The following is a 12,616-nucleotide window of genomic DNA, read 5'->3' on the forward strand; positions in this document are numbered from 1 at the left end:
GTAACTATTCCGGTTTTAAAGCGTACATTATAATCTCGTTTGTAGTCATGCCGTTATAGCTTTCTTTAATATTATTTGAATACTTTCTTTTTAGTTTCTTGTATAAATTTTTCATATATCTAGGTGTATATGGAAAGTATGCCTTCATTTTTTTAAAGTATTTTTTACTGTAGAGGCTCTTATTCTTAGTAATAGCAAAGAGTATTAGTTTAAGACAGTTTTTTTGTATTAGCTCTTTAAGCAAATCTATATTAGGACAATTAAAAGCTTTAGTATTGTTTAAAAGATCAAAGGTGAAATTAATTAAACAGTTTGCTATATGATCTAAAGGCCATTTTGTAGATAATTGAGATACAATAGTCATATGACCATTTTTAAAATCCTCTTTTGCATCCTGAAGATCATCACATATTTGAAGCAGTACTCCGTATCCAAAGAAAAATTCAGCTTCTTCTTCAGTTAGGCTTCCGTTTACAATATAGGCATCGGCAAGCACAGAGCTGCCTCCCTTTTCCATACTAATTCCTAAAATATCGCATTCGTAAGGCAGAGTTAGTTTTCCCTGCTGTATTAAACTTTTCATTTGAGCGTTTTGAATGCAAAGTAAGCTTTCAAAAACCTCTATGTTTTTAGAACGATCAAACTCACCTTCTATTTTTTCTACAAGATTAAAAAGGTGTCTTTCGTAGGGTGAAATTGGCTGAACACTTTCTCCAGCCAATTTCTTTTCAAAGGTATCATTCATTTTTATTTTTTCTGATTTTGAGATATTATTGTCATCTAAAAAATTATCGGTGTAAGGATATAGCATGCTGTAACTAAATATAGAAGGGGTAAGCTTAGGCAATTTGCCAAACAGCATTTGTATTATATTCATAATCCATAGATTTCTCAATGCTTGGCCTATATTTTCAATAGGCATATCTGGATTGAAAGCTTGGGCTTCGTTAACAAAGTTTTCAGTATTTTTAAGCAAGGCTTCGCTAAATAGAATATTTTTATCCTCACTATTTATTAAATCTGAATTAGCTACGAAGTTATCAATTAAAAGGTTTATATTCTTTTTCCATATTCTTTGGTTCTGATTTCCTAAGGGAAAGCTTTTTATTGCTTTTACAAACTTGTCTATAAAATCATTTGTAAGCCTTTCCTGCTTCTTTTTATGCCAATAGGTGGTGGTGTTTTTTAGCTTTGGAAAGTCTTTGCTGGTACTCCACCAAGTATCAGTAAAAGAACTAATAAAGTTATGTACTTGATTAGAAACCTTTAGTTCATTTGCTTGTTCCATAATAAATTCTCTCCAATGTAAATTATTAAATTAATAATAACATTAGTTAGAGTAGAGAGTAAAGGGTAGAACCAATAAATTGATTTTTTGTTGACATAGCATAAATTTAATGGCAATATTTTAGTTGATAAGCTATTTATTATAGTATGAAGGGAGACAAAGTATGAAAAGATTATTAGATTGTACAGCTAGTGATATGAAAAGTATGACAGCTAAGGAATTAAAGCAAGCTATTCTAGCAAGTGAGGGAAGAACTGTGTTGTCTGAAAATATTGTTTCAGTTGAACCTTTGGTTTCTAGTGTTACAAATTCAGAATTGGCGGCTGCTTTTGGGGCGGATTTATTGCTCTTAAATGCGTTTGATTGCTATAAGTGTGAAATTAAAGGATTGCCACAAACAGATAATCCAATTGAACTTTTGAAAAATTATACAGGTAGACCTATAGGTCTTAATTTGGAGCCTGTGGATATTCATGCAAATATGATGGAAGATACTTTAAAAATACCTAAAGGAAGAACTGCTTGCGAGGATACCTTTAAGTTAGCGAATAAATTGGGATTTGATTTTGTTTGCTTAACTGGTAATCCTAAAACGGGAGTGACAAATAAACAAATTGAAGATGCTATAATTTTAGCAAAAAAACATTTTGATGGGCTTGTATTTGCTGGAAAAATGCATTCGTCTGGAGTGAATGAGCCAGTAGTTGATTTAAAAGCTGTTGAAAAATTTATAGATAATGGTGCAGATGTAATTTTAATGCCAGCGGTAGGAACTGTACCAGGATTTCAGGAAAGCGAACTTCATGAAGCTGTAGAACTTGTAAAAACTAAAGGTGCATTATCCATGAGTACAATTGGTACAAGTCAAGAAGGAGCGGACAGCAGCACTATTAGGGAGTTCGCACTTTCAAGCAAAAGAGCAGGAGTTGATATTCAACATATAGGTGATTCTGGATATGAAGGTATAGCAATTCCAGAAAATATAATGGCCATGTCTATAGCTATTAGAGGGAAAAGGCACACATATAGAAGAATTGCGAGATCAATCAATAGATAATGTCGTAATTGCATTCTGTTATATAGTGAGACTAGCTTAACTAAATATTATTTATATGATGTGATTTTTATAGTTTAATATTTTAGGTAGATTAATTATATGTATAACAAAATTGGTATATACAATATGTCAATATGATGATATAATAATATTATATATTGAAGTTGGGAGGTAGCAGCTTGAAGAAAATATCAAAATCAGATCCAGTTCCGCTGCATTATCAGCTTAAAACAATACTTTTGGATATGATTGAAAATGAAGAACTTAAACCTGGAGATATGATACCAACTGAAAGAGAATTATGTGATATTCAGGGAGTAAGCAGGATGACTATAAATAAAGCCATAATGTCACTTGTAAATGAAGGAGTACTTTATAGAGAACAGGGCAAGGGAACTTTTGTTGCTAAACCTAAAGAGAAGCAGGAAATATATAAGCTTAAAAGTTTTACTCAGGAAATGAGTGAAAAAGGATTAACTACATCAACTAAAATTATATCCTTTGAAATAAAAGAAGCTACTAAAAAAAATATAAGTATACTTAAAATACCAAAAGAATTTAATAAAGTAATAGAAATAAGAAGACTTAGAATGACAGAAAAAGATCCTGTGGCTATTGAAACTGTGTGGATTCCGGAACATTTATTTAAAGGAATGACAGCGGATATGATTGAGGGAAAATCGCTTTACGCTGTATTTGAGCAGAAATTTAATTATAAGCCTAAAAAAGCAAAGCAAACCATTGAGCCTGTGGCTTTAAGTGAATTTGAGGCAAAGCTTTTGAATCAGGAGGAAAATGCATTAGCACTTATGTTTAAAAGAATAACATACACAGAAAATAATATTCCTATTGAGTATACAAATACTATAAACCGAAGTGATAAATATGAATATGAAATACTCTTAACATAAGCATTGGAGGTAAATGTATGGAAGAAAGAAACATAAATACCATTAATTTAGATGATTTAAGTACATTTGAAGTATTAAAGAAAATAAATGAAGAAGACAAAAAAGTTGCAGAGGCTGTTGACAAAGAACTTCCTAGTATAGAAAAAGCAGTTGATATAATTGTGGAAGGTTTTAAAAATGGAGGAAGGCTATTTTATATAGGAAGCGGCAGTAGTGGGAAAATTGGTGTTATGGATGCATCAGAATGTCCACCTACTTTTGGCGTTGATGATTCTATGGTTCAAGGAATTATATCAGGAGGGAATAATGCTTTAAGTGGATGGCTTGAAGAAACAGAAGATGATGGAGATTTGGCAGTAAAAGATCTTAAAGAAAAAGGTATAAATAAAAAAGATGTTGTTGTTGGAATTACTGCAAGCGGAAATACCCCTTATGTGAATAGTGCAATAGAGTATTCAAATAAGATTGGATGTAAAACCATTGGTATTGTTTGTTCACAAGGAACGTTAAGTGAAAAATCTGATGTAACTATTTGTGTTAATGTTGGACCAGAAGTAATAATGGGATCAACAAGAATGAAAGCTGGTACAGCTGAAAAAATGGTCTTAAATATGCTTTCAACAACCTCCATGATTAAAATTGGAAATACATATTCAAATTTAATGGTAAATGTAAGACCAATCAATGAAAAGCTAAGAGAAAGAGTAAAAAAAATAGTTAAGCTTGCAACCAATGCTGATGATTTAGTTATAGATAAAATAGTTAAAGAGTGCAATTACAATGCTAAAGTAGCAATTGTTACAATAATGATGGGAGAAGATGTGCCAAAGGCTTGTGAACTCCTAAAAAAATTTCAAGGGAATATTTCAAAGGCTATAAAAAGCCTAAAATAAACAAGAGGGTGAAAATATGAAAGCTATAATTAATGGTAAGATAATAACGAAAGAAGATGTGTTAAAGAATAAAGTATTGTTATTTGATGAAAAAATAAATAAGATAGTAGACTCTAAAGATTTTAACAAAGATGGTGTAGAAATTATAGATGCTAAAGGTAATTACATTTCTCCGGGTTTTATAGATGTACATATACATGGCGCCAATGGAGAAGATGTTATGGATGGAGAAATGGAATCACTTGAAACCATAAGCAAATTTATTGCGGGAAAAGGTGTTACTGCATTTTTACCAACTACTATGACTATGGGTAAGGAGGATATATATAAGGCACTTGAGACTGTAAAAGAAGCTGTAAATAAGAAGTTTCATGGAGCAGCAATTATAGGTGTACATCTTGAGGGACCATTTATAAATGAAAAATATAAAGGCGCTCAAAGGGAAGATTATATAGTTAAGCCAAGTTATGATTTTATTAAGAAATATAAGGATATAATAAAAATTATAACAATGGCACCAGAAAAAGATGAAAACTTTAATTTTATAAAGGAAGTAAAGAAAAATACTGACATAGTGTTATCCATAGGACATTCTAACGCAACTTATGAGGAGGCTATGGAAGCAATTGAATGTGGTATGAATCATATTACTCATACTTTTAATGCTATGACGCCTTTACATCATAGAAACCCTGGAGTTGTAGGTGCTGCATTTAATAGCAATGCATATTGTGAAATTATAGCTGATAAGATTCACGTACATCCTGGTGTTTTTAATATACTTCTAAAAGCAAAGGGGAAGGAAAAAGTAATACTTATAACAGATTGTATGAGAGCAGGTGGGCTTAAGGATGGAGTTTCAGAAATTGGAGGCCAAAAGGTTTTTATAAAAAATAATTCTGTAAGGCTTTCCGACGGAACACTTGCAGGAAGCATACTAACGGTTAATAGAGCTGTTAAAAATATATATGAAAACACAAATTTAACACTTAATGAGGCTGTTAATTTGGCAACAATAAATCCAGCTAAAAGTATAAAAGTAGATGATAGAAAAGGAAGCATTGAAGAGGGAAAAGATGCTGATATAACAATATTTAATGATGAATTTGAAGTTATTCAAACTATTGTAGGTGGAAAAACAGTTTATAGAAATTAATTTGGAGGTGTTTTAATTGAGAATAATATGTGTAGATAATTATGATGAGATGAGTAAAAAGGCGGCAAGTATGGTTGCAAGTCAGATGATATTAAAGCATGACAGTGTGTTAGGGCTTGCTACGGGGGAGACTCCAACGGGCATGTATAAAGAGCTTATAAAATTATATGATGATAAAGAAATAGATTTTTCTGATATTAAGACTTTTAACTTAGATGAATACTATGGTTTATCTAAAGAGAATCCACAAAGCTATTATTGTTACATGATGAATAATTTATTTAAACATGTCAATATTAAACATGAAAACATAAACATACTTGATGGAAGGACAGATGATATTGATAAAGAATGTTTAGATTATGATAAGAAGATTAAAGCATCAGGAGGAATTGATATTCAAGTTCTTGGAATAGGTGTAAATGGGCATATTGGATTTAATGAACCTAGTATAAACTTTGAATCGGGAACACATCTTGTAAAGTTGGATAAGAAAACTATAGAGTCAAATTCAAGATTTTTCAAATCAATGGATGAGGTGCCTAAGTCAGCTTTAAGTATGGGCATAAAAACAATAATGCAATCTAAGGTTATAGTACTTCTTGCAAATGGAGAAGCTAAAGCTGAAGCAATTTATAAAGCTATTAATGGTAAAATTTGCCCTGAAGTTCCAGCTTCAATTTTACAGCTTCATAATAATGTTAATATTATAGTTGATAAGGAAGCCGCTAAGTTGCTTTAATAAAGGGACTTAACTTTTTCGTTGATTATCTATTAAGCGAATAGATAGTATTTAGTGTTTTAAAATACTATCTATTCGCATTATTTTATTGTATAATTCCATTAAGAAATAAATAACATTTGTGCAAATGAGCAATTAGGTCTTGTAGAAGTATTTGGAGTAAAGGGGGAACTTATGAAAAATTTAGATAATGATTTTAGAATTATAAAAACATTAAATAATAATGTACTTTTTGTGACTCAAAACAATAAAGAAAAGATTTTGTTTGAGAGAGGAATTGGCTTTGGTAAAAAAGCAGGTGATATAGTTCCTTTTGACACCCCTGTAGATAAGATTTTTTCTATTGAAAACGAACGTAATTTAAGTAATTTTAAGAAAATAGTTTCAAATGTAGATAGCAATATTGTAGGCATGTGTGAAGAAATTATATCCATGATTTCAGAGGAACTAAGTGAAGATTTAAATGAAAAAATTCATATATCGCTAACTGATCATATTTCGTATACCATAAAAAGGCTCATGGCCAATGATATTATACAAAATCCATTTTTAATAGAAACTGAAACTTTATACAAGAGGGAATTTGAAATAGCAAGAAAAGCTGTAAAAATGCTTGAGAAAAAAATTAATATTAAAATACCAGAAGGTGAAATAGGTTTTATAACTCTTCATATTCATTCGTCAAGAAATGAGGGTAAGTTATCTAATACGATGAAATATGCCTTCCTTTCAAATGCCATAGTCAATTTGGTAGAAAAAGAGTTAAACATAAAAATATGCAAACATTCTTTAGATTACGCTCGTTTTATAACTCATATACGTTTTGCAATAGAGAGGATTATAAATGATGCTCCTATAAAAAATGAGCTACTTGATGCAATAAAAAATAAATATCCAGCTTCTTATGAAATATCAAATAAGGCTTGTAAGTTAATAGAAACAGAACTTCATAAAAAAGTAGCAGAAGACGAAACTGCATATTTAACTATACATATAGAACGTATAAAAATGGTTCCTTAACTGAATATAATTTTTATGTAACTGCTGCATTAATTATTAATGCAGCAGTTACATTGATTTTGCAGTTTTTTATTTTATCCTGTATTGAAAAATTTTATCTTTACCAGCTTCAACTTCTTGTCCTATACTGCATTTTATATCACTAACTATATTGGGATTAGTAATTAAAACTGGTGTAATTAAGGAATATTCTTTACTTTTAATAAAGTCTCTATCAATTGCTACTATTGGATCTCCCTTTTTTACTTGACTTCCTTGTTTTGCTAGAGCTTTAAAACCTTCTCCTTGAAGATTTACTGTGTCAATTCCTATATGAACTAAAAGTTCTACACCGTTACTTAAAGTTAATGCAAAGGCATGGCAAGTTTTGAATATTAAAGTTAATTCTCCATCAGCTGGTGCTACAAATGTATTTCCAGTTCCATCTATTGCAGCTCCATCACCTGCTAATCTTTGTGCAAAAACTTGATCAGGTACTTCTGATAGATCTAATACTTTTCCAGATACAGGGGCTATTATTTCATAATCTTTTTTAAAAAAACCTAACAATTATATTCCTCCAATCTAAATTGTTTTAAAATAATTAAGCAAAAAAGGCATAAGTTTATAAAAACTTATGCCTGATTTAACAGTTACACATTTTATTTATGATTTTAGTATATCTTTAACATTTTATTTTGTCAAATTTTTATTAGATTTTATGATAAAAACGATTTCATAGAAATATTTATTTACAGATATCGTTTTCTTTTTGATATAGTAATATTGACAACAGACTTTTATATGATATAATAATATTTGTCAGCGTGTTACCAACACGGGCAAGAGCTGAAAAAGGGATACCTTTTTCAGCTCTTTTTTGCTTAAAATAATGAGCGTACGGCATTATTTTAAATATTCAATAATGTGATTATATGAGGAGGATTTTATTATGGCTTCAAAAAGCAAAGCATTAGCAGCATGTCAAAAGTTGGGCAAGTCTCTTATGACGCCTATTGCAGTTCTTCCTGCAGCTGGTATTCTTTTAAGACTTGGACAAAAAGATGTTTTAAACATTTCATGGATGGCTTCTGCTGGTAATGCTATTTTTAATAATTTACCAATAATATTTGCACTTGGAATTGCAGTTGGTTTTGCAGAGGAAAATAATGGTGTTGCTGGTCTTTCAGCAGCTGTTGGATATTTTGTTTTAACAAATGTTGCTACTACTTTTAATAAGGCTATAAATTTAGGAGTACTTGGAGGTATCATAATTGGTATTTTGGCTGGTAATCTTTACAACAAGTACAAAGCTATTAAACTCCCGGATTTCTTAGGTTTCTTTGGTGGAAAGCGTTTTGTTCCTATTGTTACTTCGGGTTGTTCTTTGATATTGGGTGTAATTTTTGGATATGTTTGGCCAGCAATTCAAGGAGGTATTAATGCTTTTGGTAATGCTATTGCTAATTTAGGAGCTTTTGGTGCTTTTATTTTTGGATTTTTAAATAGACTACTTATACCAGTTGGATTACATCAAGTATTAAATTCATTATTTTTGTTTACATTTGGTTCCTACAAAACTGCAGCTGGGAAAATAGTAACTGGAGATTTAAACAGGTTCTATGCTTTAGATAAAACAGCTGGAACTTATATGACAGGATTTTTCCCTATTATGATGTTTGCACTTCCTGCTGCATGTTTAGCAATGATTACTGTTGCTAAAAAAGAGAATCGTAAGAAAGTTTCGGGTATGCTTTTGGGAATAGCTTTTACTGCATTTCTTACAGGTATAACTGAGCCAATTGAATTTACATTTATGTTTTTATCACCAGTTTTATATTTTGTACATGCAGTTCTTACAGGTACTTCGATGGCGGTAACGGCGGCACTTGGAATTAAATCTGGTTTTACATTTTCAGCGGGTTGTATAGATTATGTATTAAGTTATGGAATAGCAACAAAGCCTTTGTTATTAATTGTAGTAGGCTTAATATATGCTGTGATTTACTATTTTGTATTCTTATTTGTAATAACTAAATTTAATCTTCCTACTCCAGGAAGATTTGATGACATTGATGATGAGGAAGATGAAGTTTCAAGTTCTCCAGCATCTAATGGAGGTTCTGAACTTAGTGAAAGAGCTGCTAAAATATTAGAAGCGATAGGCGGTAAAGGAAACATCGATGTTCTTGATGCATGTGTAACTAGAATAAGACTTACGGTAAAGGATGGCAGCAAAATAAATGAAGCAAGATTAAAGAAATTAGGTGCGACAGGAGTTATGCGATTAGATGACAGCAATGTACAAATAGTTGTTGGAACAATTGCAGATATTCTTGTTACACATATGAAGGAAATAATAAAATCACAATCATTAAAATAATATATTCATTAACGAGGCTGTCGTATTAAATATAAAAAATTCCAAATTAATTGAAGTGAAGGGTTTTGACTTCACTTCGCTCGTTAAAAGACTAACTTTTTCATATAAATGAAAAGTGAAGGGTTTCACGATGCTTTGCACGTAAAAGGTGAACTTTTTTATCTTAGATAAAAAAGTTCACTTTTGACAAGCAAAGCTATGTCAAATCCTTCACTTTTCGCGTAGGTGAAAAAGTTAGTTTTTTAACGAACGGGGCGAGTTAAAACCCTTCACTATTATGCTACTTCATAATTTTTTTAGTGCGACAGCCCCGTTTTTATATGCTTAAATTAATTCAAAACGATAGATAGGTATTCCTAATAATAGCATAATTTGATACACTTAGAGATAAGATAAACAATAAGCATAAAGCAATAAATAAGAAAGGGGAGAATTAATGAGGGAATAATGTTTATATTATAATCTCTTATTATAAATATAAAATGGATAATGAAGTTGTTCTTATAGAAGTATTTGGATTAAACAGAGAAAGAGAGTGCGTACATGAAAACGGTGGTTCCTGCAGCGGCTGTAGTGGGTGTGGAAGTTCATCCTCGTGCTTTGGACATTCTGACTGTGAAGGAAATAAAAATATGTTTTTAATGTATAAAGAGCTTATAGAATATATTAAAAACACGGACCTAGCTAATAAAATTGAAATAGAATTTATAGATACAGATAAAATTGATATAGATAAATACGATTATTTGCAGGAGGCTTTTAAAAAGAAATTTATGCTGCCTATAGTTGCAATAAATGAGACTGTAAGATTTTATGGCGGAGTACCAAATAAGCTTATTTATAAAGAAGTTGAAAAAGAATTAGATAGCAGTGAAACCTTTAATAGATAAACAAGCTGAAAGAATTAATATCAAATTCATCATTACCTCACGAAAAATACACTGTTAACGAGATTTTACAATAAAAATAATGATAAATTGTTTAAATGATGAACTATAAATATTCACGCCAAAATTCCGTAGGAACAGAGGAATTTTTTTAACGTAACGAAGTATTGTTACTTCACAGATTGGTATATACAATATGTCAATATGAAGATATAATGATATTATAAATTTAGCCTAGGGGGTAGTATCTTGAGAAAAATATCAAAATTAGATCCAATCCCCCTGCACTATCAGCTTAAAACAATTCTTTTAGAAATGATTGAAAATGAAGAACTTAAGCCTGGAGATATGATACCCACTGAAAGGGAGCTTTGTGATATTCAAGGAGTAAGTAGAATGACCATAAATAAGGCTATAATGTCACTTGTAAATGAAGGGGTGTTGTATAAAAAGCAGGGCAGAGGAACATTTGTTGCAAAACCTAAAGAAAAGCAGGAGATATATAGACTTAAAAGTTTTACAGAGGAAATGAATGAAAAAGGATTGACTACTTCAACTAAAATTATATCTTTTGAGGTAAAGGAAGCTACTAAGAAAAATAAAAGTGTGCTTAAAATTGCGGAGGAGTTTAATAAAGTAATAGAAATAAGAAGACTTAGAATGACTGAGAAAGATCCTGTGGCAATTGAAACTGTGTGGATTCCAGAATATTTATTTAAAGGGATGACAGCAGATATGATTGAGGGAAAATCCCTTTATGATATATTTAATCAGCAGTATAATTATCATCCTAAAAAGCAAGGTAAACCATTGAACCTATAAGCTTAAGCGAATTTGAAGCTAAGCTTTTAAATCAGGAGGAGAATGCACTGGCACTTATGTTTAAAAGAATTACACATGCGGAAAATGATATTCCTATTGAATATACAAATACTATAAATAGAAGTGATAAATATGAGTACGAAATACTTTTAACATAAAAAGCTATTGGGGTGAGCTGCATGGAAGAAAGAAATATGAATACAATAAATTTAGACAATTTAAGTACATTTGAGATATTAAAAAAGATAAATGAAGAGGATAAAAAAGTTGCTAATGTTGTTGAAAATGAACTCCCAAGTATAGAGAAGGCGGTTGATATAATTGTAGAAGGTTTTAAAAATGGAGGAGGACTCTTTTATGTAGGAAGCGGGAGTAGTGGGAAAATTGGTGTTATAGATGCATCAGAATGTCCGCCGACCTTTGGTGTTGATGATTCCATGGTCCAAGGAATTATATCAGGTGGAGATAATGCTTTAAGCGGATGGCTTGAAGAAACAGAAGATGATGGAGATTTAGCAGTAAAAGATCTCAAAGAAAAAGGTACAAATGAAAATGATGTTGTTGTTGGAATTACTGCAAGTGGAAATACACCTTATGTAAATAGTGCTATAGAATACTCAAATGAAATTGGATGTAAAACCATTGGAGTTGTTTGTTCCAAGGGAATGCTAGCTGTATATAGAAAACTTCTTGGGGCATCAGTTATAGGTGCACACCTTGAAGGACCGTTTATAAGTGAAAAATATAGAGGTGCTCAAAAGAGTGATTATATAATAAAACCAAGCTACGATTTCATTGAAAGGTATAAAGATATTATAAAAATTATAACAATGGCCCCAGAGGAAGATGATGAATTTAATTTTATAAAAAAAGTAAAGGAAAGTACTGATATAGTGTTATCTATAGGTCATTCTGATGCGACTTATGAAGAAGCTATAGAAGCAATTAGATGTGGAGTAAACCATATTACTCATCTTTTTAGTGCTATGTCACCTTTAAATCATAGGAAGCCTAGGGTTGTAGGTGCTGCTTTTAATAGTGATGCTGCTTGCCAAGTTATAGCTGATAAAATCCACATACATCCTCAAATTTTTAGCATGCTTTTAAAAATTAAAGGTAAAGAAAAAGTAATACTTATAACTGATTGTATGAGGGCAGGTGGTCTTGAAGATGGAGTTTCCGAACTTGGAGGTCAAATGGTTTTTGTGAAAGATAATTCTGCAAGACTGAGAGATGGTACACTTGCTGGAAGCATATTAACTCTTAATAAGGCTATTAAAAATATATATGAAAATACGAATTTAGCACTAAATGAGGCTGTTAACTTAGCAACAATAAATCCAGCAAGAAGTATAAGAATTGATGATAGGAAAGGCAGCCTTGAAAATGGTAAGGATGCCGATATAACCATATTTAACGATGAACTTGAGGTTGTTGAAACCATAGTTGGTGGAAGAATAGTATATGAAAATTAATTT

At 31.0% G+C, this 12,616-nt stretch carries 11 protein-coding genes and 1 pseudogene; 10 read left to right on the forward strand and 2 right to left on the reverse strand.

Annotated features, from left to right (window positions below; all coding sequences use genetic code 11):
- Positions 1-4: 4 nt before the first annotated feature.
- On the reverse strand, positions 5-1,288 hold the full coding sequence (locus LQK79_RS09660) for a hypothetical protein (RefSeq protein WP_053241621.1): 1,284 nt from the start codon (positions 1,286-1,288) through the stop codon (positions 5-7).
- 163 nt (positions 1,289-1,451) lie between these two features.
- Between LQK79_RS09660 and LQK79_RS09665 the strand changes: the two genes are divergently transcribed.
- From LQK79_RS09665 to glcT, 6 genes are all read left to right on the forward strand, one after another.
- The gene (locus LQK79_RS09665; RefSeq protein ID WP_053241622.1) at positions 1,452-2,345 is read left to right on the forward strand and encodes a DUF7916 family protein; all 894 of its coding nucleotides are present in this window, start codon (positions 1,452-1,454) and stop codon (positions 2,343-2,345) included.
- A 179-nt stretch (positions 2,346-2,524) separates the two neighbouring features.
- Positions 2,525-3,256, forward strand: coding sequence for a GntR family transcriptional regulator (locus LQK79_RS09670; RefSeq protein WP_053241623.1), 732 nt, complete (start codon positions 2,525-2,527; stop codon positions 3,254-3,256).
- Positions 3,257-3,273: 17 nt separating this feature from the next.
- Positions 3,274-4,149 (forward strand): N-acetylmuramic acid 6-phosphate etherase, encoded by an 876-nt coding sequence (gene murQ / locus LQK79_RS09675; RefSeq protein WP_053241624.1) that lies wholly within the window; start codon positions 3,274-3,276, stop codon positions 4,147-4,149.
- 16 nt (positions 4,150-4,165) lie between these two features.
- On the forward strand, positions 4,166-5,305 hold the full coding sequence (gene nagA / locus LQK79_RS09680; RefSeq protein WP_053241625.1) for an N-acetylglucosamine-6-phosphate deacetylase: 1,140 nt from the start codon (positions 4,166-4,168) through the stop codon (positions 5,303-5,305).
- Between the two features lie 16 nt (positions 5,306-5,321).
- A complete protein-coding gene (nagB, locus tag LQK79_RS09685) occupies positions 5,322-6,047 on the forward strand; it encodes a glucosamine-6-phosphate deaminase (RefSeq protein ID WP_053241626.1) in 726 nt (241 codons plus the stop codon).
- A gap of 174 nt (positions 6,048-6,221) precedes the next feature.
- On the forward strand, positions 6,222-7,067 hold the full coding sequence (gene glcT, locus LQK79_RS09690) for a glucose PTS transporter transcription antiterminator GlcT (RefSeq protein ID WP_053241627.1): 846 nt from the start codon (positions 6,222-6,224) through the stop codon (positions 7,065-7,067).
- Between the two features lie 69 nt (positions 7,068-7,136).
- Here glcT and LQK79_RS09695 read toward each other — a convergent pair whose 3' ends face one another.
- Positions 7,137-7,616 (reverse strand): PTS sugar transporter subunit IIA, encoded by a 480-nt coding sequence (locus LQK79_RS09695; protein WP_053241628.1) that lies wholly within the window; start codon positions 7,614-7,616, stop codon positions 7,137-7,139.
- 382 nt (positions 7,617-7,998) lie between these two features.
- Here LQK79_RS09695 and nagE point away from each other — a divergent pair, with 382 nt between their 5' ends.
- The 4 genes and pseudogenes from nagE (at position 7,999) to nagA (LQK79_RS09720) (ending at position 12,613) form a co-directional block, all read left to right on the forward strand.
- Positions 7,999-9,429, forward strand: coding sequence for an N-acetylglucosamine-specific PTS transporter subunit IIBC (nagE, locus tag LQK79_RS09700; protein ID WP_053241629.1), 1,431 nt, complete (start codon positions 7,999-8,001; stop codon positions 9,427-9,429).
- A 482-nt stretch (positions 9,430-9,911) separates the two neighbouring features.
- Entirely contained in the window at positions 9,912-10,319 is a 408-nt protein-coding gene (locus tag LQK79_RS09705) for a hypothetical protein (RefSeq protein WP_053241630.1), read from the forward strand.
- 243 nt (positions 10,320-10,562) lie between these two features.
- A pseudogene (locus LQK79_RS21065) lies at positions 10,563-11,296 on the forward strand (GntR family transcriptional regulator).
- A 21-nt stretch (positions 11,297-11,317) separates the two neighbouring features.
- A complete protein-coding gene (gene nagA / locus LQK79_RS09720; protein ID WP_053241631.1) occupies positions 11,318-12,613 on the forward strand; it encodes an N-acetylglucosamine-6-phosphate deacetylase in 1,296 nt (431 codons plus the stop codon).
- Positions 12,614-12,616: the final 3 nt, after the last annotated feature.

Origin of the sequence: Clostridium guangxiense (genome assembly GCF_021043395.1) — a bacterium.
In the GTDB taxonomy this organism is placed as follows: Bacteria; Bacillota; Clostridia; order Clostridiales; family Clostridiaceae; genus Clostridium_S; species Clostridium_S guangxiense.

Excerpts from the sequence above, each read along its gene's own strand:
- LQK79_RS09660 (WP_053241621.1), bottom strand. The coding sequence starts at position 1,288 with ATGGAACAAGCAAATGAACTAAAGGTTTCTAATCAAGTACATAACTTT.
- LQK79_RS09665 (WP_053241622.1), top strand. The coding sequence starts at position 1,452 with ATGAAAAGATTATTAGATTGTACAGCTAGTGATATGAAAAGTATGACA.
- murQ (WP_053241624.1), top strand. The coding sequence starts at position 3,274 with ATGGAAGAAAGAAACATAAATACCATTAATTTAGATGATTTAAGTACA.
- nagA (WP_053241625.1), top strand. The coding sequence starts at position 4,166 with ATGAAAGCTATAATTAATGGTAAGATAATAACGAAAGAAGATGTGTTA.
- glcT (WP_053241627.1), top strand. The coding sequence starts at position 6,222 with ATGAAAAATTTAGATAATGATTTTAGAATTATAAAAACATTAAATAAT.
- nagE (WP_053241629.1), top strand. The coding sequence starts at position 7,999 with ATGGCTTCAAAAAGCAAAGCATTAGCAGCATGTCAAAAGTTGGGCAAG.
- LQK79_RS09705 (WP_053241630.1), top strand. The coding sequence starts at position 9,912 with ATGGATAATGAAGTTGTTCTTATAGAAGTATTTGGATTAAACAGAGAA.
- nagA (WP_053241631.1), top strand. The coding sequence starts at position 11,318 with ATGGAAGAAAGAAATATGAATACAATAAATTTAGACAATTTAAGTACA.